The 18,692-nt window shown below is 64.1% G+C and carries 17 protein-coding genes; 9 read left to right on the top strand and 8 right to left on the bottom strand.

The genetic code is table 11. From position 1 onward, the window contains the following. Positions 1-65 precede the first annotated feature (65 nt). The 3 genes from GGR36_RS00105 to GGR36_RS00115 are packed head-to-tail and all read left to right on the top strand — an operon-like array spanning position 66 to position 3,031. Positions 66-1,007 (top strand): carbohydrate ABC transporter permease, encoded by a 942-nt coding sequence (locus GGR36_RS00105; protein ID WP_183630587.1) that lies wholly within the window; start codon positions 66-68, stop codon positions 1,005-1,007. Continuing rightward, positions 1,000-1,884, top strand: coding sequence for a carbohydrate ABC transporter permease (locus GGR36_RS00110; protein WP_183630589.1), 885 nt, complete (start codon positions 1,000-1,002; stop codon positions 1,882-1,884). Before GGR36_RS00105 ends, GGR36_RS00110 begins: the two co-directional genes overlap by 8 nt. 31 nt (positions 1,885-1,915) lie before the next feature. After that, positions 1,916-3,031 (top strand): ABC transporter ATP-binding protein, encoded by a 1,116-nt coding sequence (locus tag GGR36_RS00115; protein WP_183630591.1) that lies wholly within the window; start codon positions 1,916-1,918, stop codon positions 3,029-3,031. Between the two features lie 52 nt (positions 3,032-3,083). Here the strand turns inward: GGR36_RS00115 and GGR36_RS00120 are convergent, their stop codons facing one another. Both GGR36_RS00120 and otnI read right to left on the bottom strand, forming a co-directional pair. Beyond that, positions 3,084-6,017 carry an HD domain-containing phosphohydrolase gene (locus GGR36_RS00120; RefSeq protein ID WP_183630592.1) on the bottom strand — a complete coding sequence of 978 codons (2,934 nt, stop codon included), beginning with the start codon at positions 6,015-6,017 and terminating at the stop codon, positions 3,084-3,086. Between the two features lies 1 nt (position 6,018). Next, complete coding sequence (gene otnI, locus GGR36_RS00125) at positions 6,019-6,858, bottom strand: 2-oxo-tetronate isomerase (protein ID WP_183630593.1); 840 nt, start codon at positions 6,856-6,858, stop codon at positions 6,019-6,021. 384 nt (positions 6,859-7,242) lie between these two features. Between otnI and GGR36_RS00130 the strand changes: the two genes are divergently transcribed. Next, positions 7,243-8,019: a carbohydrate-binding protein gene (locus tag GGR36_RS00130; protein WP_183630594.1), complete on the top strand. Its 777-nt coding sequence runs from the start codon at positions 7,243-7,245 to the stop codon at positions 8,017-8,019. 335 nt (positions 8,020-8,354) lie between these two features. Next, a complete protein-coding gene (gene pal, locus GGR36_RS00135; RefSeq protein WP_183630595.1) occupies positions 8,355-8,870 on the top strand; it encodes a peptidoglycan-associated lipoprotein Pal in 516 nt (171 codons plus the stop codon). 76 nt (positions 8,871-8,946) lie between these two features. Here pal and GGR36_RS00140 read toward each other — a convergent pair whose 3' ends face one another. Next, a complete protein-coding gene (locus tag GGR36_RS00140; RefSeq protein ID WP_183630596.1) occupies positions 8,947-10,584 on the bottom strand; it encodes an electron transfer flavoprotein-ubiquinone oxidoreductase in 1,638 nt (545 codons plus the stop codon). A gap of 132 nt (positions 10,585-10,716) precedes the next feature. Here GGR36_RS00140 and GGR36_RS00145 point away from each other — a divergent pair, with 132 nt between their 5' ends. Then, positions 10,717-11,130 carry an acyl-CoA thioesterase gene (locus tag GGR36_RS00145; RefSeq protein ID WP_183630598.1) on the top strand — a complete coding sequence of 138 codons (414 nt, stop codon included), beginning with the start codon at positions 10,717-10,719 and terminating at the stop codon, positions 11,128-11,130. A gap of 45 nt (positions 11,131-11,175) precedes the next feature. Here GGR36_RS00145 and GGR36_RS00150 read toward each other — a convergent pair whose 3' ends face one another. From GGR36_RS00150 to GGR36_RS00160, 3 genes are read right to left on the bottom strand one after another with little or no spacing between them, the layout of a single operon-like run. Then, a complete protein-coding gene (locus GGR36_RS00150; protein ID WP_183630600.1) occupies positions 11,176-11,721 on the bottom strand; it encodes an FMN-binding protein in 546 nt (181 codons plus the stop codon). Continuing rightward, positions 11,721-13,037, bottom strand: a complete 1,317-nt coding sequence (locus tag GGR36_RS00155; protein WP_183630602.1) for a hypothetical protein — start codon at positions 13,035-13,037, stop codon at positions 11,721-11,723. The genes GGR36_RS00150 and GGR36_RS00155 overlap by 1 nt, the downstream gene beginning before the upstream one ends. 25 nt (positions 13,038-13,062) lie before the next feature. Next, on the bottom strand, positions 13,063-14,283 hold the full coding sequence (locus GGR36_RS00160; protein ID WP_207064357.1) for a cytochrome-c peroxidase: 1,221 nt from the start codon (positions 14,281-14,283) through the stop codon (positions 13,063-13,065). A gap of 92 nt (positions 14,284-14,375) precedes the next feature. Between GGR36_RS00160 and GGR36_RS00165 the strand changes: the two genes are divergently transcribed. Beyond that, entirely contained in the window at positions 14,376-15,218 is an 843-nt protein-coding gene (locus tag GGR36_RS00165; RefSeq protein ID WP_183630606.1) for an FAD:protein FMN transferase, read from the top strand. Then, on the top strand, positions 15,215-15,667 hold the full coding sequence (locus tag GGR36_RS00170) for a hypothetical protein (RefSeq protein WP_183630608.1): 453 nt from the start codon (positions 15,215-15,217) through the stop codon (positions 15,665-15,667). Before GGR36_RS00165 ends, GGR36_RS00170 begins: the two co-directional genes overlap by 4 nt. Here the strand turns inward: GGR36_RS00170 and GGR36_RS00175 are convergent. Beyond that, positions 15,664-15,981, bottom strand: a complete 318-nt coding sequence (locus tag GGR36_RS00175; RefSeq protein ID WP_183630610.1) for a hypothetical protein — start codon at positions 15,979-15,981, stop codon at positions 15,664-15,666. The two genes, GGR36_RS00170 and GGR36_RS00175, sit on opposite strands and share 4 nt — an antisense overlap. A 113-nt stretch (positions 15,982-16,094) precedes the next feature. After that, positions 16,095-17,552, bottom strand: coding sequence for a cardiolipin synthase (gene cls, locus GGR36_RS00180; protein WP_207064355.1), 1,458 nt, complete (start codon positions 17,550-17,552; stop codon positions 16,095-16,097). A 211-nt stretch (positions 17,553-17,763) separates the two neighbouring features. On the opposite strand from cls, the gene GGR36_RS00185 reads away from it, so the two are divergent. Beyond that, positions 17,764-18,660 (top strand): DUF6268 family outer membrane beta-barrel protein, encoded by an 897-nt coding sequence (locus tag GGR36_RS00185; RefSeq protein WP_183630614.1) that lies wholly within the window; start codon positions 17,764-17,766, stop codon positions 18,658-18,660. The last annotated feature ends 32 nt before the right edge of the window (positions 18,661-18,692 follow it).

An 18,692-nucleotide genomic window follows, 5' to 3' on the forward strand; every position in this document is an offset into this window, starting at 1 on the left:
AGTCCGGAATGCAGGGGCGCGGCATGCGGCCGCCTGCAGGGACGACGTATGCTCGGAGTTGCCCAATGAGTGGTGAGACCGCCCCGGTCGCCAGCAGTCCGATCGCAGGTAAGCGTGCTCCAACGAGCAGCCTGTACGACCTGATCGAGAACTGGTTGCCCAAGATCGTGATCGCGCCGACTTTTGTCGCGTGCCTTGTTTTCGTGTACGGCTACATCTTGTGGACGGCCATCCTCTCGATGACGCCTTCACGCATGCTGCCGACCTACAGCTTCGTCGGCTTCGAGCAGTACACCAGCCTGTTCGACAATGATCGCTGGTGGCTGGCGTTGAAGAACCTGGTGATCTTTGGCTTGCTCTTCGTGATCATCTGCCTCGTGGTGGGCTTGCTGCTGGCGATCCTCCTCGATCAACGCATCCGCCTCGAAGGCTTCATCCGTTCGATTTACCTGTACCCGATGGCCTTGTCGTTCATCGTCACCGGCACTGCCTGGAAGTGGGTCCTCAACCCGGGGCTGGGTATCGAAAAAGTCGTACGGGATATCGGTTTCTCGGACTTCACCTTCGATTGGCTGGTGAATCCGGATCGCGCCATCTACACCGTAGTGATCGCGGGGGTGTGGCAATCGTCCGGCTTCGTCATGGCGCTGTTTCTCGCCGGCCTGCGCGGGATCGACGACTCGATCATCAAGGCCGCGCGAGTGGATGGCGCTTCGATGCCGCGCATCTACTGGCGCATCATCCTGCCCAGTCTGCGCCCGGTCTTCTTCTCCTGCTTCATGATCCTGGCGCACATCGCGATCAAGAGCTTCGACCTTGTCGTGGCGCTGACCGGCGGCGGACCGGGCTTCTCCAGCGACGTGCCCGCCACCTTCATGTACACCCATGCCTTCACGCGCAACCAGATCGGTCTGGGGGCAGCCAGCGCCATGATGATGTTGATGATCATCGTGACGGTCGTGGTGCCGATGATCTGGTCAGAGACCCGGAGGACGAGCAATGGCTGAGGGACGCGTCATCCTGCCCGGCGAGTCGCGCTTCTCGTTTGGCCGCATCTTCGTTTACGGCGCGCTGGCTCTGGTCTGCCTGTACTACCTGATGCCACTGTATGTAATGGTGACGACCTCGCTCAAGACGTTGGACGAGATCCGCGTCGGCAATCTGCTTGCGTTGCCCGAGACGGTCACCCTGGAGCCGTGGGCCAAGGCCTGGGGTTCCGCGTGCACCGGCGTGCTGTGCGGTGGGCTCAAGGGTTACTTCTGGAATTCCGTTTCCTTCGTGGTTCCAGCGGTGCTGATCTCGACCGCGATCGGCGCTTTCAACGGCTATGTGCTGACGATGTGGCGCTTCCGCGGCTCGGACACCTTGTTTCTGCTGCTGATGATGGGGTGCTTCATCCCCTTCCAGGTGGTGTTGCTGCCCATGGCGCAGACGCTCGGGCTGATGGGGCTGGCGAGTTCGATCGCCGGCCTGATCTTCGTGCACGTGGTCTATGGTCTGTGCTTCACGACCTTGTTCTTCCGGAACTACTACGTGTCGATTCCGGAGGAGTTGGTGAAAGCCGCCCGCATCGACGGCGCGGGCTTCGTGCGCATCTTCCTGCGCATCATCCTGCCGCTTTCGGGCCCGATCATCGTCGTGTCGATCATCTGGCAATTCACCCAGATCTGGAATGACTTCCTGTTCGGCGTGGTGTTCTCGTCTGGCGAACGGCAACCGATTACCGTGGCGCTCAACAACCTGGTGAATACCTCCACCGGCGTCAAGGAATACAACGTGAACATGGCGGCGGCCATCATTGCCGCCTTGCCTACGCTGTTCGTCTACGTGGTTGCCGGCAAATACTTCGTGCGCGGCCTGACCGCCGGGTCGGTCAAGGGCTGAAGCCCCTCAGAAGACAAGGGAAAAAGACAATATGGGTGCGCTATCCATCCGCAACGTCCGCAAGGCCTTCAACCAGACCGAGGTGCTCAAGGGCATCGACATCGAGATCGCAAAGGGGGAGTTCCTGATCCTGGTGGGGCCGTCGGGCTGTGGCAAATCGACCTTGCTGAACCTGATTGCCGGGCTGGACAACATCACGTCCGGCGACATCCTGATCGACGACCGCGTCGTCAATCACCTGTCACCGAAGGACCGCGACATCGCGATGGTGTTCCAGTCGTATGCGCTGTATCCGAACATGACGGTGCGCCAGAACATCGCGTTCGGGCTTGAGATGCGCAAGATCCCCCCGGCGGAACGCCAGGCGAGTGTCGACCGCGTTGCGCAGATCCTGCAGATCGGCCACCTGCTCGATCGTCGCCCGTCGCAACTCTCCGGCGGGCAGCGGCAGCGAGTTGCGATGGGCCGGGCAATCGCCCGCAATCCGGCCCTGTTCCTGTTCGACGAACCGCTGTCGAACCTCGACGCCAAACTGCGCGTCGAGATGCGCACCGAGATCAAGATGCTGCATCACCGTCTCGGTACCACGATCGTGTACGTCACCCACGATCAGGTCGAGGCCATGACGCTGGGTGACAAGATCGCAGTGATGAACGCCGGTTCCGTGCAGCAATTCGGCACCCCGCACCAGCTCTACGACGACCCGGCCAATCTCTTCGTAGCGGGGTTCATGGGCTCGCCGTCGATGAACTTCATCAACGCGCGGGTCGAAGATACGGGCGACGGGGGCTGCGGTCTGCGTCTGGAGTCGGACGGGCAGACCTTCATCTTCCCGGCGTTCAACCAGACCGGCGGGCTTCGCAAGTATGTCGGCAAGGAAATCGTGTTCGGGATCCGGCCGGAGCAGATCACCCATGTGCCCCCGGGTTTGGGCGATTTGCCGAACCTGCGCCGGGTGTCGCTCAAGGTGCATCTCGACGAGCCCACCGGGCCGGATACGCTGGTCCTCGTGCTGATCAACGGGGGCAAGGTGACCTGCCGGGTGCACCCGGAATTCGCGCGACCTGCCGGCGAAATGCTCGATCTCCAGTTCGACCTGAGCAAGGCGGTGTACTTCGATCCCGACACGCAGGAGCGCATCCGCTGACGGCGACCCTGGTCCGCGATGACGCCCGGCCATTGCGCCGGGCGCTTTCGTTTTAGCCGGCCGCGAGCACCGCGTCGACATCCACCGCATCGACATATTCGGGCGCCATGAAACGCTCGGCGTAGGCGCGATACACCCCCGAGCGCAGGAATAGCTCGAAGAGGTCAGGGTCGATGTGCTGGTCCTTCTTCATCGCGGCCATGATCCGGATCGCCTCCGACAGCGTCTTGCCCTTCTTGTACGGACGGTCGATCGCGGTAAGCGCCTCGAAGATGTCGGCGATCGCCATCATGCGGGCGACCGGGCTCATCTGCTCGCGTGTCAGGCGTTTCGGGTAGCCGCTGCCATCCATCTTCTCGTGATGGCCTCCCGCGATTTCGGGCACCTGCTGCAGGTGTTTCGGGAAGGGGAGCTGCGAGAGCATCACGATCGTCTGCACGATGTGGTCGTTGATCTTGTAGCGATCTTCGTTGGTGAGGGTGCCGCGCCCGACAGTGAGATTGCTCAATTCCCCCCGGTCATACAGCAGCGCCGGTGCCTGCATGCGGATGCCCCATGGGTTGTCATCGGTCATGCAGTCGCCTGCGCCGCGCGGAATCCGGTGCTCCGGTTTGTCGGCCAGCAAGGGCTCGGTCACCGGCAGGGGCGCTGCAGTTGCCGCGGCCTTGCGCTGCGCTTCTTCATGGGAGATGCCGAGACGGTCGTCGAGCGTGCGCAGCCAGGTGCGCTGCGCGATCTGACGCAGACGCTCGATCTTGTCGGGCGCCATGAACTCGCCCCCCTGATTGCACGCCGCGACAAACGCGAATTCGTCGTCCAGCGTACGCCATTGCGCGTCGCGCTCCTGTTCGGCGGTGGCCACGTCCGCGCCGTCCTGTATCGCACGCAGCATGCGGATTTCCGCGTCGCGCTTGAGCACCTCGAAGCGCATCCGCACCTCGTGGATGCGGTCGTAGATCGTTTCGAGCTTGGTGGCCTTGTCCACCACGAATTCGGGCGTGGTGACCTTGCCGCAGTCGTGCAGCCACGACGCGACATGAACCGCCTCCCAGCCGCCTTCGTCCAGCGAAAAATCGCGGAAGGGGCCTTCGTTCGCCGCGCAGGCGGCATGGGCCAGCATCTTGGTGAGCTCGGGTACCCGCGCGCAGTGGCCGCCGGTGTAGGGGCTCTTCGCATCGATCGCCGATGCGATCAGGCGGATGAAGGCTTCGAACAAGGCTTTCTGGGCCTTGATGAGTTCGCGCGTTTCGAGCGAGATCGCCGCCGTGCCCGACAAGGCGCTGATGAAGCTCAGCTTTGCCGGGTCGATCGACGTCGCGCCGAAAAGCACGATGGCGCCAACGAGCTTGTGAGCCCGATTGAACAGGGGCACAGCCACGGCAGTACCGGCATCGGCCAGTGGCGCGAGCGGGGCGACCTGCTCGCCGAATACAGCAATCGCCCGACTATCGATGTTGCCTGCGCGTGCGCCGCCGTTCGTGTGGCTTATCGCGTCGCGCAGCAGCAGCGGTGTCGTGCCGACACTCACCGTCGCGGCGGCGCTGAGCGTGCTGGTACGACCCTCGACGCTAAGTGCCACCGGCTCGAGTGCGCTGGCGCCTGCGTCCGCGAGCAGCAGCAGCCCCCCTTGTGCCTCGGAGGTCGCAATTGTCTCGTCGAGCAAGCGCGGGAGCAGGCGATCGAAGTTGTCTTCTTCCGCGACCGCCCTGCTGATGTCGAGGAATCGCTGGATCGTGCGCTTCATGTGCTGCATGGTGTCGGCGAGTTCGTCGACCTCTTGCACCATCGAACTCACCTGGATCGGTCGCGCGAAATCGAAATGCCGGATCGTGTCGGCCTCGCCGACCAGACGCCGCAGCGGGTCGGCGATAGCGCGCGCGACGACGAAAGTGAGGGGGATCGCCAGCAGCATCACCAGGGCGGTCGCAAGCAACATGTCGCGGCGCAGCGAGCGCGCGTGTGCGAGCAATTCGTCATCAGGCACGGCGAGGCCCAGGTACAGCGGCCGCGCGTTGCGCGCCGACACGCGTACCGAGGTCGAATGCCAATCCCGCCCGCCCGCTCTCACCGCGTGGGGGCGTTCGGCGCCGGGCGTCCGGTCGTCCGCATGCAACCGGGCGATTGCCGGGTTGCCGAACTCTTCGAGGGTCACCAGGCGCGGGTGCTCGCCTTGGGCGTCGGTATGCACGAGGCGTTCAATCTGATCGGCCGCCAGGATCTTGCGCGACTCGTCGAACATCACCAGTTGCGTGCCCGGTGTGATCTTCTGTTCCTTGAGCAACTCCGCCAGCCGCTCAAGCCGGATGTCGACGCCCACGATCGCATGCGGATCCATCGATCGTCGCGCCAGCGTGATACCGACTTTCCCGGTCGTGAAGAACACGTAAGGTTCGGTGCGGATCACTTCGCCGGAGGCAGACGCCTGGGCATACCACGGCCGCGTCCGCGGGTCGTAGGCGGCATACGCGGCGCGCGCATCGCGGCCAAGCGGTTTCAGGTCAGCGTCGAAGAACAGAAACGCCCCGTTCGATTGCCCGCCTTCGCGTTCCACGCTCTGGACCGCATAGGCAGTGCCCGGTGGTGCGTTCAAGAGTCGGGCGGTCGGCGCGTCGTCCACCTTGCGCACCAGGAAGAAATCACCGTCGTCGTAACCGACATAGAGTGCGGTTGCGGCGGGCGAGGTTTCGAGGGCGCGTGTGAAGTAGGCGAGGCTGTCGAGCCGTTCGGCCTGGTTGCGCGCCCGCACTGCGCGCTGCTCCGCGAGCAGCGTGATGGCGGTTCGCGCAGGCGCGACGGTGCTCTCCAGTTCGCTCGTGGTCTCCCGCACGATGCGTCCGAACACATCCTGGACGGCGTCTTCGATGATCTGTGCGCTGCGCTGGTAGGACAGCCAGGCCAGCGTCGTGCCGACCGCGAACAGCAGCAGCATGAACAAGGTCGAGATGTGGAGGTAAAGCGGAAAGCGCCTGCGTCTGGGCTGTTCCATGTCATCCCCCGGAAAGTGACCCGAACGCTCCGAGTGTAGGCGTCGGTGGCTGTTCGGCGCTGCGCCCGGTCAAGCTTTCCCGCCAGCTCAGCCCGTCTTCGGTGGCTGCCGCGGGCGCGTACTCGCAGCCCACCCAGCCTGAGTAGCCGGATGTGTCGAGCTGCTGGAAGAAGGGGCGGTAGTCGAAGTCGCCGGTGTCGGGTTCATGGCGCCCGGGGCTGCCAGCGATCTGAACATGCGCGACATGGGGCAGGGCGATTCGCAGTTGCGCGATCGGGTCTTCACCCACCCGATGCACATGGTAGGCGTCGAACTGCAGTCGAAGGTTGGGTGCGCCAACCTCGCGCAGGATGTCCAGCGCCTGCGCAACGCGGGTCAGGTAGTAGTGCGGCATGTCGATCGGGTTGATCGGTTCGATCAGCAGGTCGATCTGCAGGGCGGCGGCTCGCGCAGCGGCCGCACGCAGGTTCGCGACGTAGGTGGCGCGTTGCTGGCTCCGTGGCACGTCCGGTTCGGTGAGTCCGGCCATCACATGCAACTGGCGCACGCCCAGCGCACGTGCGTGCAGCAGGGCCAACTCGATACTGAAGCGGAAGTCCTGCTCGCGACCGGGCTGCGCGGCAAGACCGCGTTCACCGTTACGCCACTCGCCCGGTGGCAGATTGAACAACACCGTCTGCACCTTGGCGTCGCGCTGAAGGCGCGCCAGTTCTTCCGGTGCGTATTCGTACGGAAACAGGAACTCGACCGCCTCGAAGCCGGCGCGCGCTGCCGCAGCAAAGCGTTCTGCAAAGGGCAGCTCGGCAAACAACCATGAAAGATTGGCGGCGAATCTTGGCATCTTGTCTGGTAAATCGTGGCCCGTGGTGCGCAGAAGATAGCGCTTCCGCGGCGCGAACGGGCGTGCGCGGCGAGCGTTTTGCCGCCGGTCGTGGGGTTGGGATCTTTGTTCGCCACATGGACGAAACGCCCTCGCGGCGAAGCGTTGCGGAATTCACAACAGTGCTGGTTGCCTCTGCCCGGAATGCCGGCGGCCCGGGTGACGCCTAACTGCTTGGCAGGCCATGGATTTGTGCAATCGCCATGGATCAAGGTGTTGCGGCCATGATGGATTCATAAATGAATGCAATCAAGCGGGCTCATGAGGATCGTTAGATTGCCGCTCGCGTACCGGTAACGGCACGCGGGGGCCGGGGCAATGCATCGATTGAATGGAGTGGTACTCATGACTCAAGTTTGGATCCGTATCTTCCTGGCCGTGTTGCTGGCCTTGCCTGGTTTTGCGCTGGCGGCGGGCGAAGTCGGCTTGCTCAAGGCCAACAGCTACATCTCTTACTACCGTGGCTATTCCCATATCGGGCGCTTCGAGGTGCAGGTTGCGAACCTCGCGTATGAAAAGCAGGTCAGCGCCTACATCAAGCGTAGCGACGGGGTGTGGGTCGACTACCCATTGAGCTTCGTTCGCGCGACCAACGGGAACAAGGAAATCTGGGCCGCGGATTTCTACAGCTACTCCTTGCCCGATACCGGCAGCAACATCGAGTTCGCGGTGAAGTACGCGGTTGGCGGCGCGACCTACTGGGACAACAACGGTGGCGCCAACTACAAGCTTGGCAAGGGCGCCGGCACCTTGCTCGGGAACGGCGTGAATGTGTATGGCGCCTACTTCAGCCCGGAAGTGGTGGTGGGGGCAGGCACGACGACTTGGTCCAACTACACCACGGTGCGCAATCTCGCCTACGCCAAGGAAGTGAAGGTTGTCTATACGACCGACAACTGGGCGACGACCAAGGTGGCCACCGCGACTTACAGCAAGGACTTCTGGAACTCGAGCTACTACACGATCCCCAACCCGAACGTGATGGGCTTCGAGGAATGGCGCTACACGCTGGATATCGGCAACGCCACACAGGTCGAGTACGCCATCTCGTACAAGGTCAACGGCGTGACCTACTGGGACAATAACTACGGTCGCAATTACTTCAGCCGCCTGATTCGCTGAACGCCAGCATCGCGGCGCATCCAGCAGGGCGCCCGCTTTGGCGGGCGCTTTGTTTCTTATGATTTCGGCGGGTTCTTGCATGCGTCGGGTAACCATGCAGCGGCAGCGGCGGCGCCATTTGTTCTCGCGGGTGTGCGGCGTCCGGTGGCGGTCGCATGGCGCGGCTATCGAAACCCTGCCTGTCTACGGCTGAACTTGGCGTGTGAGAGCGGCGCGTTTGGTTTTACGTATCGGCTCGCTATATTGAAATGAGCGTTTTTGGTACGCCCGCGGAAGCTCGCGGGAGTTGCGTGCTCGCGCCAAGGCAAGCACTGTCTTTAGAGAGGAGAACGAGAATGCTGAGAACTTACCTGCTGGTGAGCGCTGCGGCGCTGCTTGCAGCCTGCTCCACCACGCCGACGCAACCGGTTGCCGAATCCAAGCCGGCCGCGCCCGCGGCGGCGCCTGCCAAGCCTGCCGCCCCTGCACCGGCGGCCGAAGTGCTGCCGCCGCATCGCGACCCGAACAGCGAGCTGTCGAAGAACAACGCGGTGTATTTCGCCTACGACAAGTACGTAATCGAGGATAAGTACAAGGCGACGGTGGATCTGCACGCGAAGTACCTGGTGGCGCATCCCGAGCTGAATGTCCGCCTCGAAGGCAATGCGGACGAGCGTGGCAGCCGCGAATACAACCTCGCGCTGGGCAACAAGCGCGCCACCGCGGTGCAGAGCGCGCTGGGTCTGCTGGGCGTGAAGGCGTCGCAGATGGAGGCTGTCAGTTTTGGCGAGGACAAGCCCTTGGCGATTGGCCACGACGAGGATTCCTGGGCACAGAACCGCCGTACCGACATCGTCTATCCGCAACGCTGAGCGGTAGATAAGAAAACGGGACGACGCCCATGCGGGCGCCGTCCCGTTTCATTTGTGCAGCGGGTGAGGGGGGCGCTTACATCTGCGCGTAGATCGGGCCTTCGCCGCCCTGCGGTACCACCCACACGATGTTCTGCGTCGGGTCCTTGATGTCGCAGGTCTTGCAGTGCACGCAGTTCTGCGCGTTGATCTGCAAGCGCGGCCCGGCTTCTTCCTTGACGATCTCATACACGCCAGCAGGGCAGTAGCGCTGCTCGGGGGCGTCGTATTCGGCGAGGTTGATGCGCACCGGCACGCTGGCATCCTTGAGCGTCAGGTGGCAGGGCTGGTCCTCTTCGTGATTGGTGCTCGACAGAAAGACCGACGAGAGGCGATCGAAGGTCAGCACGCCATCCGGTTTCGGATAGTCGATCTTCGGGCAGTCCGCTGCTTTCTTCAGCTTGGTGTGGTCGGCGGTGTTGTGCAGCGTCCACGGCGCCTTTCCGCCGAACAGCTTCTGGTCGATGCCGTAGAGCAGCGTGCCGAGCCACAGGCCCTTGGCCATGTAGGGTTTGAAATTACGGGCGCGATACAGCTCGTCGAACAGCCAGGACTGCCGGTAGGCCGCCGGGTATGCGGAAAGCTCGTCCTGAGCACGACCGGCGGCGAGGGCTTCGAATGCCGCTTCGCCCGCGAGCATGCCGCTCTTGATTGCCGCGTGGGAGCCCTTGATCCGCGCGGCGTTGAGGAAGCCGGCATCGTCACCGATCAGCGCACCACCCGGGAAGGTGAGCTTGGGCAGGCTTTGCAGTCCGCCCGCTGCAATCGCGCGTGCGCCGTAGGCGATGCGCTTGGCGCCCTCGAAGACGCCCTTGATCGCCGGGTGCGTCTTGTAGCGCTGGAATTCCTCGAAAGGCGAGAGGTGCGGGTTGGTGTAGCCCAGGCCCACCACCAGCCCGACGGATACGAGGTTTTCGCCGTAGTGGTACATGAAGCCGCCGCCGTAGGTGTCCGGATTCATCGGCCACCCGGCCGAGTGCAGCACCAGGCCCTTCTCGAACTTCTCCGGTTTGACTTCCCACAGCTCCTTGATGCCGATGCCGTAGGTCTGCGGATCGACGCCCTCGCGCAGCTTGAATTTCTCTTCCAGCTGCTTGCCCAGGTGCCCGCGGCAGCCTTCGGCAAACAGGGTGTATTTCGCCAGCAGGGCCATGCCGGGCTGGAAGTTTGGGCCGGGTTCGCCATCGCGGCCGCGGCCCATGTCACCGGTGGCGACGCCGGTGACGCGACCTTGCTCGTCGTACAGCACTTCCGCGCCGGCAAAACCGGGGTAGATCTCGATGCCCAGCGCCTCGGCCTGCTCGCCGAGCCAGCGCGCCACTAGGCCGAGGCTGACGATGTAGTTACCCTCGTTCTTCAGGGTGTCGGGCATCGCCCAGTGCGGCACTTCGGTTGCGCCTTCGCGCGAGAGGAAGAGCACGCGGTCGTGCGCCACTGCGGTGTCGAGCGGCGCGCCGCGCTCTTTCCAGTCAGGGAAGAGTTCGGTGATCGCGCGCGGGTCCATCACGGCACCGGACAGGATGTGGGCACCGATTTCGCTGCCCTTTTCGATCAGGCAGACGTTGATCTCCTGTCCCTTTTCCTGCGCCAGCTGCTTGATGCGGATCGCTGCGGACAGGCCTGCAGGGCCGCCGCCCACCACCAGCACGTCGAATTCCATCGACTCGCGTTCCATTCACTCACTCCTGGAAGATTCATCGCATCCGCCTGACGCGTGTCGGCGAGATGTCATTCACCATACGGTACGGTATGGTAGATTACCCCCGGCAGGCGCCCCGAATCAAGGCGCGAAAACCCGGAGAAGATCATGCAGGACACCACCCGTACGCTGCTTCACGAATGCGACATCCCGGTTCGCTGGGGCGATCAGGATGCGCTGGGACACGTCAACAACACCGTGTTCTTCCGCTTCATGGAACAGGCCCGCGTCGAGTGGCTCGACAAGCAGGGCTTCATCTGCGACCCCGCTGAACCGCAGGTGCCGGTGATCGTTCACGCCGCCTGCACCTTCCTGCAACCGATCAATTATCCCGCAACCGTGAAGGTAAAGCTCTATGTGGGCGATCCGGGGCGTTCCAGCATCCAGACCAGTTACGAGCTGACCGACGCTGACAACGGCAAGACTTACGCCACCGGCGAGGCCAAGGCGGTGTGGATCAACCTCAATACCGGCAAGTCGGCGCCCTTGCCGCAGAAGCTGCTGGACATGATCGCGGCGTGATCGGCAACCGTGGCCGGATGCGATTCCGGCCAGGGCCTTGAAACACTAGCGCGCCGGAGTGAGGCCGCGCAGCACCGCGAGGCGTTGCACCCCCTCGGTGACATGGCGGCACGACAGCGTGGCGCCCGAGATGCTCTTGATCTGGTCGCCGAAGCGCAGTTCGTCGAGCGATTTCCTGCCGACGAACTGCTTGCGCCACGCCGGCAGGCGGATCTCCTGCCCATGCGATTCGCGATAGGCGAGGATCTCCACCGCCTGCACTTCGCCACCGGCGCCGAAGGCGACCGCGTAGGTGATCAGCTCGTACTTGCCGATCACGTCGTCGATGTACACGGTGCCGAGCAGCTTGCCGGCGGCATCGTATGCGGTCCACCCTCTGACCCGGCGCGGCTTGCCGGCGTTGCCGAGCGCCTGTTCGAGTGCCTGCTGCTGAGCGGCACTCGGCTCGAAGCTGACCTCGTCGAAGCGGGCTGCCTGCGGGTAAAGCGCCCCGCGTGCCTGTTCGGCGCTCATGTACACCACCGCATGCACCGGCAGCACGATGGCTGCCGGCGTCAGCGCGAGGGCGGCGATGATCCAGCGACGGTTCATCAGTACGCGACCCCCAGGCCGAGGTTGAAGATGTTGCGGGTGCTGTCCTCACGGAACCACTGGTAGTCGGTCTTCAGCACCACCTGCGGATGAAGCTTGAAGCTCAGGCCTGCGGTGACCACCTTCTCGGTCGGCCGGGCGCTGTAGCCGAACTCAGTGAGCGCGTCGTCGTACTTGCGCGCGGTATTGAAGGCCTCATAGCGTGCGAATGGCGACAGCGTGTGATCGCCGGCGCTCCAGGCTTTGTAGGCGGCTTGCACGTACCAGCCATCAAAGCGTTTGGGTACCGGGTAGGGGTTGCCCACCTGGGTCAGGTTGTAGGCCTCGGTATTGCTGAACTGGCCGATCGCATACAGCGTCGAAAGGTCCCAGTTGCCCGGCGTCCAGCGCGCATGCGCTTCGGCCAGCGTGAGGCGCGCGTCGGGGCTGGCGAAGTCGGCCTGCTTCTGCGCGACGCCGCCATGGAAGATGCCGCCGCCGGCGTTGAAGCCGGGAATGCCGTTGTAGTTCAGCGCGCCATACACCGCGAGGTTTCCGGCCTTGGCGAGCTGGCCTTCCTGGTGGATTGCGCCAAGGGGCGATTCGATCGCCTCGCCATCGGTCGAATCCCATTTCGTCAGGTCGAAGCCGGTGGTGACGCCGGCGTCCCAGCGCAAGCCGAAATCGGTGTTGCCGGTGAGGCCCAGACCGATCTCACGCCAGGTGGTCGGGATGATCGCGGTCTCTACGAAATTGCGCTTGACGCCGTAGTAGTTGGGCGGCTCGTGCGATTCGTTCATGTAGCCGAGCGGGATCAGGTACAGGCCGGCCTTGGCCGCGAGGCCATCGTTGATCTGGTGCTCGATGTAGGCCTGCTCGATGGCCACTTCACCGCTGTCGTCGGCCGAGACCACCGCATGTTCGACTTCCAGTTCGGTGACGAACTTGGTGCGTTCGTTGAATTGGTGACCCAGTCCGAATACGACGCGCCCGGCGGTCGCTTGCGTGGCGGCGGCATCCTTCGGCCGGCTGTAACTAAGTTCTGCATAGCCGAAGAGGCTGGTAGCGGATTCATGTTCTGCCGCGGCAGGCGCCGGGGCAGTCTGCGGTGAGGGCGACGGTGTGGGCGTCGCCGTGGCTAGCGGGGCGACGGCTGGCGCAAGCGGTGCAGAGGGCATCGGGACGGGCGCCGTCTTCTTTACGGCGTCGAGTTCGGCGCGCAGGCGCTGGACTTCTTCGCGGAGGGCGCGCATCTCGGCACGCAGGTCTTCCTGGGCGATCGCCGGTGTCGTGCTGAACAAGGCCGCCAGCGAAGCGGCAATCAAAGTCTTCTTCATTGTGGGTGGCTCCGGTGTCTTGGGCTTAGTGCTGGGGCGTCCAGCCGTCATTGAGGGTGGTCAGGAAGGCGATCAGATCGTCGATCTCGCTGTCGTTCAGCGCAGGGGCGTCGCCCGCCTTGCGGTTGTAGGGCACTTCGGTGGCGTTGACGTTCTTGCGCCAGGCCGCTGGCAGATCGTCGAACTTGTCGATAGAACCGTCGGGCAGGCGCGGGTACCACTCTTCCGGGTTGGTGTCGCGACGCACATAGAAGCGCATCGCCTCCTTCAGCGTGGCGAAGCGGCCGTTGTGGAAGTAGGGGCCGCCCACCGCGACATTGCGCAGCGTCGGCACCTTGAACGCGCCACACAGGTCTGTGCGGCCGGTCATATCCTTGCGGAAGGGGCCGCACAGGCCGAGGTCGAAATAGTTGGTGTCGCGGTTGGCGCGGATCTTGTCGTTGCGGGGCACGCCGAGAACGTCGTAGCTGAAGTCGGTGAACAGCGGGCCAGGTACGTTGGCGCTGCGAGCGCTCGGGTGGCAGGCGGCGCAGTTGCCCTTCTGCGGATCGTTGAAAAGCGCGAGACCGCGAAGCTCGGTCGGCGTCAGCGTCGTCTTGCCGGCGAGGAAGGCGTCGTACTTGCTGTCGAATGGCGCGAAAGCCGGGTCTTCCTTCTGGTATTGGGCCAATGCGTAGGCGATCCGGTCGAGTGCCTTGGCCGGGTCCCCAAAGACGTCGGCGCCAAATTGTGCCTTGAAGGCCGCAGCCCAATTCGCCGCGCCAGCCTTGCTGGCCAGCTCGGCTGCATTGGCAAGCGCCATCTCATGCGGCTCGAAGAAGGGCTTTCCGGCTTGTTCGGCAAGGCTCTGGAAGCGGCCGTCGCGCATGAAGCCGCCGTTGGGCGTGCCCTCAGCGTCGAAGTTGAAGGCCGGCGCGAACTTCAGGTAGCGCAGCGAAGGCGCCTTGCGGAAGCCCTGCACGTCGAGCGCCGGGCCACCGTCTGGCGTGCCGATGCCGTTGGTGCCGGATGCCGGTGCGGCGTGGGCGGCCGCTGGCTGATGGCAGGTCGCGCAGGACATCTTTCCCGAGGCTGAGAGCGAGGCATCGTTGAAGATCTGTTCGCCCAGTGCGGCGACGCTGCTCAGCGTCTCATTTGGGAGCCCTGGCGTGGCGGTGCCGCTGCTTTCGCTGCCACCCCCACAGGCGACGAGAATGAAAGTGGAAAAGATCAGGGCAGCGCTGTTTTGCAGGTAGCGTTCGGACATTGTTAAAACGCATGTGCGAGTGAGAATGGTTCGCATTATGTATTGAACGGTGCTTTTGGTACACTGCAGCGAATGATTTCTTGGAGCCGGCCATGACGCAGGAACCCCGCTCAGCCTCGTTTCGCCGAGCCCGTATGGCCATGGGCACCCTGGTCGAAATCGAGGCCAGCGGTGTGAGCGCGGACGCGATCGCAGATGCGTTTGTGCGGATCGATGCGTTCGAGGCGGCGTTTTCTTTCTATCGCCCGGACAGTCTTCTTGCGCGCCTCAACCGCGCGCTGCCGGGAGATGAATTCGCGCTTGAGGCGTGGCAGTCATTGGTGCTGCAGGGCGCGATGGCCTTCGAGCAGGCGTCGGGCCTCGCATTCAATGCCAATCTCGGTGCTGATCTGATCGCACTGGGTATGCGGCCGGCGCTGTTCGATGTGGCCGGTGTCGTCGCCGGAGGGGCGAGCGACGCGCTGCGCTGGCTGGCGCCGGATCAACTGCGCATCGAACGCCGGGTGTGTCTGGACCTTGGCGGCTACGCCAAGGGGGCCGCAGTCGATGCGGCGCTTGCAGTGCTGGGCGCGGCCGGGGCGAAGTCTGCCTGCGTCAACGCCGGCGGCGACCTGGCGGTGATTGGCGAGCATGCGGTTGGCGTGCGCGCATTGGCGGACTGGCGTCGACCGGCACGCGCCGTGACGCTGCGTGATCAGGCCATCGCCACTTCAGCGCGCTATGCCTTGAACGGCCCTTTTCATGGACGGCGCGGGCTGGCGGTATTGGGGCGGGATCGTGTCGATGTGGCGTCCCAGCCGCGCGGGGTCAGCGTCATCGCGCCGCGCTGTGCGGTGGCTGATGCGCTGACCAAGGTTGCGCTGGTAGATCGCGAGCGGGCGGAAAGTTTGCTGGCGGCACACACCGCTGAACTGATCGAGCTGGAGCAAGAATGAGACGACAAAGAAGATCGCGCGCGCCTGGGCTGCAACACCGTGCATGGAAGCCGGGGCTGTTGCTGCTTCTGGCTGCACTGCTTGGCAGCGGGTTGGTGCTGTTTGAACCGATCGCAATGCGCCTGCCGGACGCAGTCCTGCTGGAATGGCGACACGCAAATGCAATTGCGCACGGGCTGCTTGCGGGTTGGTCGCTCCTGCTGCTGGGTGCCGTGCTGGCGCGTCATGTCGTGCCGATGTGGCAGACGAACAGGGTGCGTTGGAGTGGCGTGGCGCTGGCTGCGGTGTGGGCGGTGCTGGCGCTGTCGGGTCAGTTCGCCCAGTACGGCAGCGATGGGCGAACCCGCGATTTCATCGTTGCCGCGCACGGCTGGCTTGGCTGCGCGCTGCTGGTGCCAGTCGCGCTGCATCTGCTGCGCCGGCGCCACCAGCCTGAAATCGTCCCCTAATACGAAATGGCCCAGCCCGCCGTGTCGACGCGGACATGCGGCCGACCGACGATTTTCAGGGTGTTGCGTGCATACACAACGGCCCAGTCGCCCGGCTGAGCAAAACGCGCCTCGCCGCCGTATTTGCCGACGTTGAGGATCTGGTCGACGATCAGCAGCTTGCCCATCGGGTTGGTCGGCGTGCATTCGAGCTCGACAAACTCGCGGTCGAACCATTGGCGCGCGGCCCGGGTTTCGATGGCGGCAAGTTCGTCGTCGCTGGCGTGGAATTCGTAGTCGCGGCCCTCGCCGAAACTCACGATCAGTATGTTCATGGCGTGCGGCTCCGGAAACTGCGCAAAACCGCATTGTGCGGCTTACGGCCGCGCGAGAGGCTGCCGCTTTGTCGGTGCTCTGACAGTGGTCAAGCGTGTGTGACGGGGTGGGGCTACAGCAGGGGGCTGACCAGGTGTGCCGCGTTTTCGGCGAGACGTGCGCCAGTACTGCGTCGTGCCCAGATTGCCGCATCCAGCGGTGCCGACGCATCCGCATAACTTGCCTGCAGTTGCCGCAATGCGGTGGTGAAGGCGAGGTCGTAGACCACCAGCGTGACCTCGAAATTGAGCCGGAAGCTGCGGATGTCGAGATTCGTCGTACCGAACAGCGACAGCTGACGGTCCACCGTCACGCTCTTGGTGTGCAGCAGGCCGCCATGGAACTGGAGGATGCGCACGCCGGCTGCGAGCAGCGGTTCGAATGACCAGCGACTGGCGTGCCGTACCAGCACCGAGTCAACCCGCGCCGGCACGATGACCGTTACCGCCACGCCGCGTTGCGCTGCCGCCTCGAGCGCGAGGAACAAAGGTTCGTCGGGCACGAAGTAGGGCGTTGTCAGCACGATTTCGTCACGCGCCGCGTAGATTGTCGCCAGCAGCAGGCTGCGCGCACCCTCGCCTTCGAAGCCGGGGCCTGAGGGCAGCACCTGCACCTCGGCGCCGTTCGGCAGTGGCGGCGCAACTGCGTCGGCAAGTCCGGGCGCGACTTGGCCGAGTGGCTCGCCGGTTTCGACGCACCAGTCCCACAACACGACACCGGCCAGCATCTCCACTACCGGCCCCTGGATCCGCGCCATGGCGTCGACCCACTCGCCGAATCCTGCGTCCTGCTTGAAGAAGCGCGGGTCGATCAGGTTGAGGCTGCCGGTCCAGCCGACGAGGCCGTCGATCACCACGATCTTGCGATGCAGGCGCAGGTCGAAACGTACGAAGGCGGCCCGCAGGATGCTCACCGAGAGCGTTTCGACCACCGCCACGCCAGCACTGCGCAAGAGCTTCGGCCAATCGCTGCGGAAGAAGTCGCGGCTGCCGACGGCATCGAGCAGCACGCGGCAAGCCACGCCGCGCTGCGCGGCACGCATCAGGGCCTGGCCAACCTGGTCTGCATCGCCGCCAGGCTGCCAGATGTAGAACTCCATCAATACGGTGTGCGTGGCGGTCTCGATATCCTGCGCGATCTCGGCGAGGATCCGCGAAGAGGCGTCGCGCAGCGCGATGCGGTTGCCCACCGTCGGCTCAAGCCCGGCTGCGCCGTGCGCCGTCTTCCGGATCGAGAGCCAGCGGTCGCCATCGCGCTTCGGGCTGATGATTTCGGGCGGCAGTTTGCGCACCCAGTCTTCCAGCAGCGGCAGCAGCATCCGTGCGTGCTGGCCGCGCCGTCGCCCTAGCTGGCGTTCGCCGATCAGCAGATAAAGGCCCGCGCCGAAGTAGGGTACGCCGATGATCAGCAGCAGCCAGGCCAGCGTGGTCGAGGGCGGGTGCCGCTGCATCAGTGCGCGCACTGCGAAGGTCACGGTGATGACCAGGTGTGCGACGGCTGCGAGGCTTCCGAGTGTCGTGGAAAGGGTCATGGGCGGGCGATGCCGGGCTGCATGGCTTGCGTCAGCATAGCGGAGCATGGAACTTTCGGCAGCTTGCGGTGCTCAATGAAGGCCCGGCGGCGAGCGTTCGGGAAATGCGCCACACGCGATCGTGATGGTGAGGGGCGCGGTGCCGGCCGTCGCGGCCCCGATGCTATGCTCCCGCGCGATCTGGATTCCACTGCTACTTTGGAGCTTCACAATGCGTCAGTTCTTCCCCTTCATGGCCGCGACCGCGCTCGTGGTGTCGATGCCTGCCATGGCCGACCCGGCGTCAATGGACTTCTCGGCGTCGTGGATTCATGTACTCAACAGCGATCTGGACAAGGGGGGCTCGGTCAGCATGTCTGGCTGGACTCTGAAAGGCGGGTCGACGTGGAAAGTGTCGCCGGCGACCACGCTCGGACTCGATCTGCGCGCCGACATCGACGACTGGCATTTCGACGGCGCGCCAGCGGGGTTCGGCGGCAATCTGCCGTGGAAGTCAGTGAATCGTTTCTCGGCCAGCCTGCCGTATGGTTTCGGTTTCGGCGAGGGCTGGCGCGTGTCGGTGAGCCCGAGTATCGAATTGAGCGGTGAAGAAGGGGCCAACGCCAGCAAGGCCCTTGGCTACGGCCTCGCCGGTATCGCCATCAAACCCTATGCCCGCGACAAGGTGATCGGCTTCGGTCTGGCCGCGTATCGCACGATCGAACAGACCAAGGTCTTTCCCTTCCTGATCGTCGACTGGAAGATTGCCGAGAACTGGCGAATCTCGAACCCGCTTCAGGTCGGCCCTTCCGGCCCTGCGGGCCTGATGCTTTCCTATGAACTCACGCCCAGGTGGGAACTCGGCGTCGGCGCAGCCTACCGCAGCTATCGTTTCCGGCTCGCGGAAGACAATCCGACAGCGAAGGATGGCGTCGGTGAGGCGAGCTATGTGCCGGTGTTTGCCCAGGCAACCTACCGTGGCGAAGGTGGCTGGCGCTTCGATGTGTACGGTGGTGCGATGACAGCCGGCGAGATCAAGGTCAAGGATACGACCGGCAAGGAGGATCTCGCCCAGGACAAGGTCAAGACCGCGCCGGCGTTTGCTGCGTCGTTCTCTGTGGCGTTCTGAGCTGACTAGCACCTAGGCACGAAGCAAAAGCC

Origin of the sequence: Niveibacterium umoris (assembly GCF_014197015.1) — a bacterium.
Taxonomy (GTDB): domain Bacteria; phylum Pseudomonadota; class Gammaproteobacteria; order Burkholderiales; family Rhodocyclaceae; genus Niveibacterium; species Niveibacterium umoris.

Coding starts and splice junctions, on each gene's coding strand:
- GGR36_RS00105 (WP_183630587.1), top strand. CDS start 66: ATGAGTGGTGAGACCGCCCCGGTCGCCAGCAGTCCGATCGCAGGTAAG.
- GGR36_RS00110 (WP_183630589.1), top strand. CDS start 1,000: ATGGCTGAGGGACGCGTCATCCTGCCCGGCGAGTCGCGCTTCTCGTTT.
- GGR36_RS00115 (WP_183630591.1), top strand. CDS start 1,916: ATGGGTGCGCTATCCATCCGCAACGTCCGCAAGGCCTTCAACCAGACC.
- GGR36_RS00120 (WP_183630592.1), bottom strand. CDS start 6,017: ATGGAACAGCCCAGACGCAGGCGCTTTCCGCTTTACCTCCACATCTCG.
- otnI (WP_183630593.1), bottom strand. CDS start 6,858: ATGCCAAGATTCGCCGCCAATCTTTCATGGTTGTTTGCCGAGCTGCCC.
- GGR36_RS00130 (WP_183630594.1), top strand. CDS start 7,243: ATGACTCAAGTTTGGATCCGTATCTTCCTGGCCGTGTTGCTGGCCTTG.
- pal (WP_183630595.1), top strand. CDS start 8,355: ATGCTGAGAACTTACCTGCTGGTGAGCGCTGCGGCGCTGCTTGCAGCC.
- GGR36_RS00140 (WP_183630596.1), bottom strand. CDS start 10,584: ATGGAACGCGAGTCGATGGAATTCGACGTGCTGGTGGTGGGCGGCGGC.
- GGR36_RS00145 (WP_183630598.1), top strand. CDS start 10,717: ATGCAGGACACCACCCGTACGCTGCTTCACGAATGCGACATCCCGGTT.
- GGR36_RS00150 (WP_183630600.1), bottom strand. CDS start 11,721: ATGAACCGTCGCTGGATCATCGCCGCCCTCGCGCTGACGCCGGCAGCC.
- GGR36_RS00155 (WP_183630602.1), bottom strand. CDS start 13,037: ATGAAGAAGACTTTGATTGCCGCTTCGCTGGCGGCCTTGTTCAGCACG.
- GGR36_RS00160 (WP_207064357.1), bottom strand. CDS start 14,283: ATGTCCGAACGCTACCTGCAAAACAGCGCTGCCCTGATCTTTTCCACT.
- GGR36_RS00165 (WP_183630606.1), top strand. CDS start 14,376: ATGACGCAGGAACCCCGCTCAGCCTCGTTTCGCCGAGCCCGTATGGCC.
- GGR36_RS00170 (WP_183630608.1), top strand. CDS start 15,215: ATGAGACGACAAAGAAGATCGCGCGCGCCTGGGCTGCAACACCGTGCA.
- GGR36_RS00175 (WP_183630610.1), bottom strand. CDS start 15,981: ATGAACATACTGATCGTGAGTTTCGGCGAGGGCCGCGACTACGAATTC.
- cls (WP_207064355.1), bottom strand. CDS start 17,552: ATGACCCTTTCCACGACACTCGGAAGCCTCGCAGCCGTCGCACACCTG.
- GGR36_RS00185 (WP_183630614.1), top strand. CDS start 17,764: ATGCGTCAGTTCTTCCCCTTCATGGCCGCGACCGCGCTCGTGGTGTCG.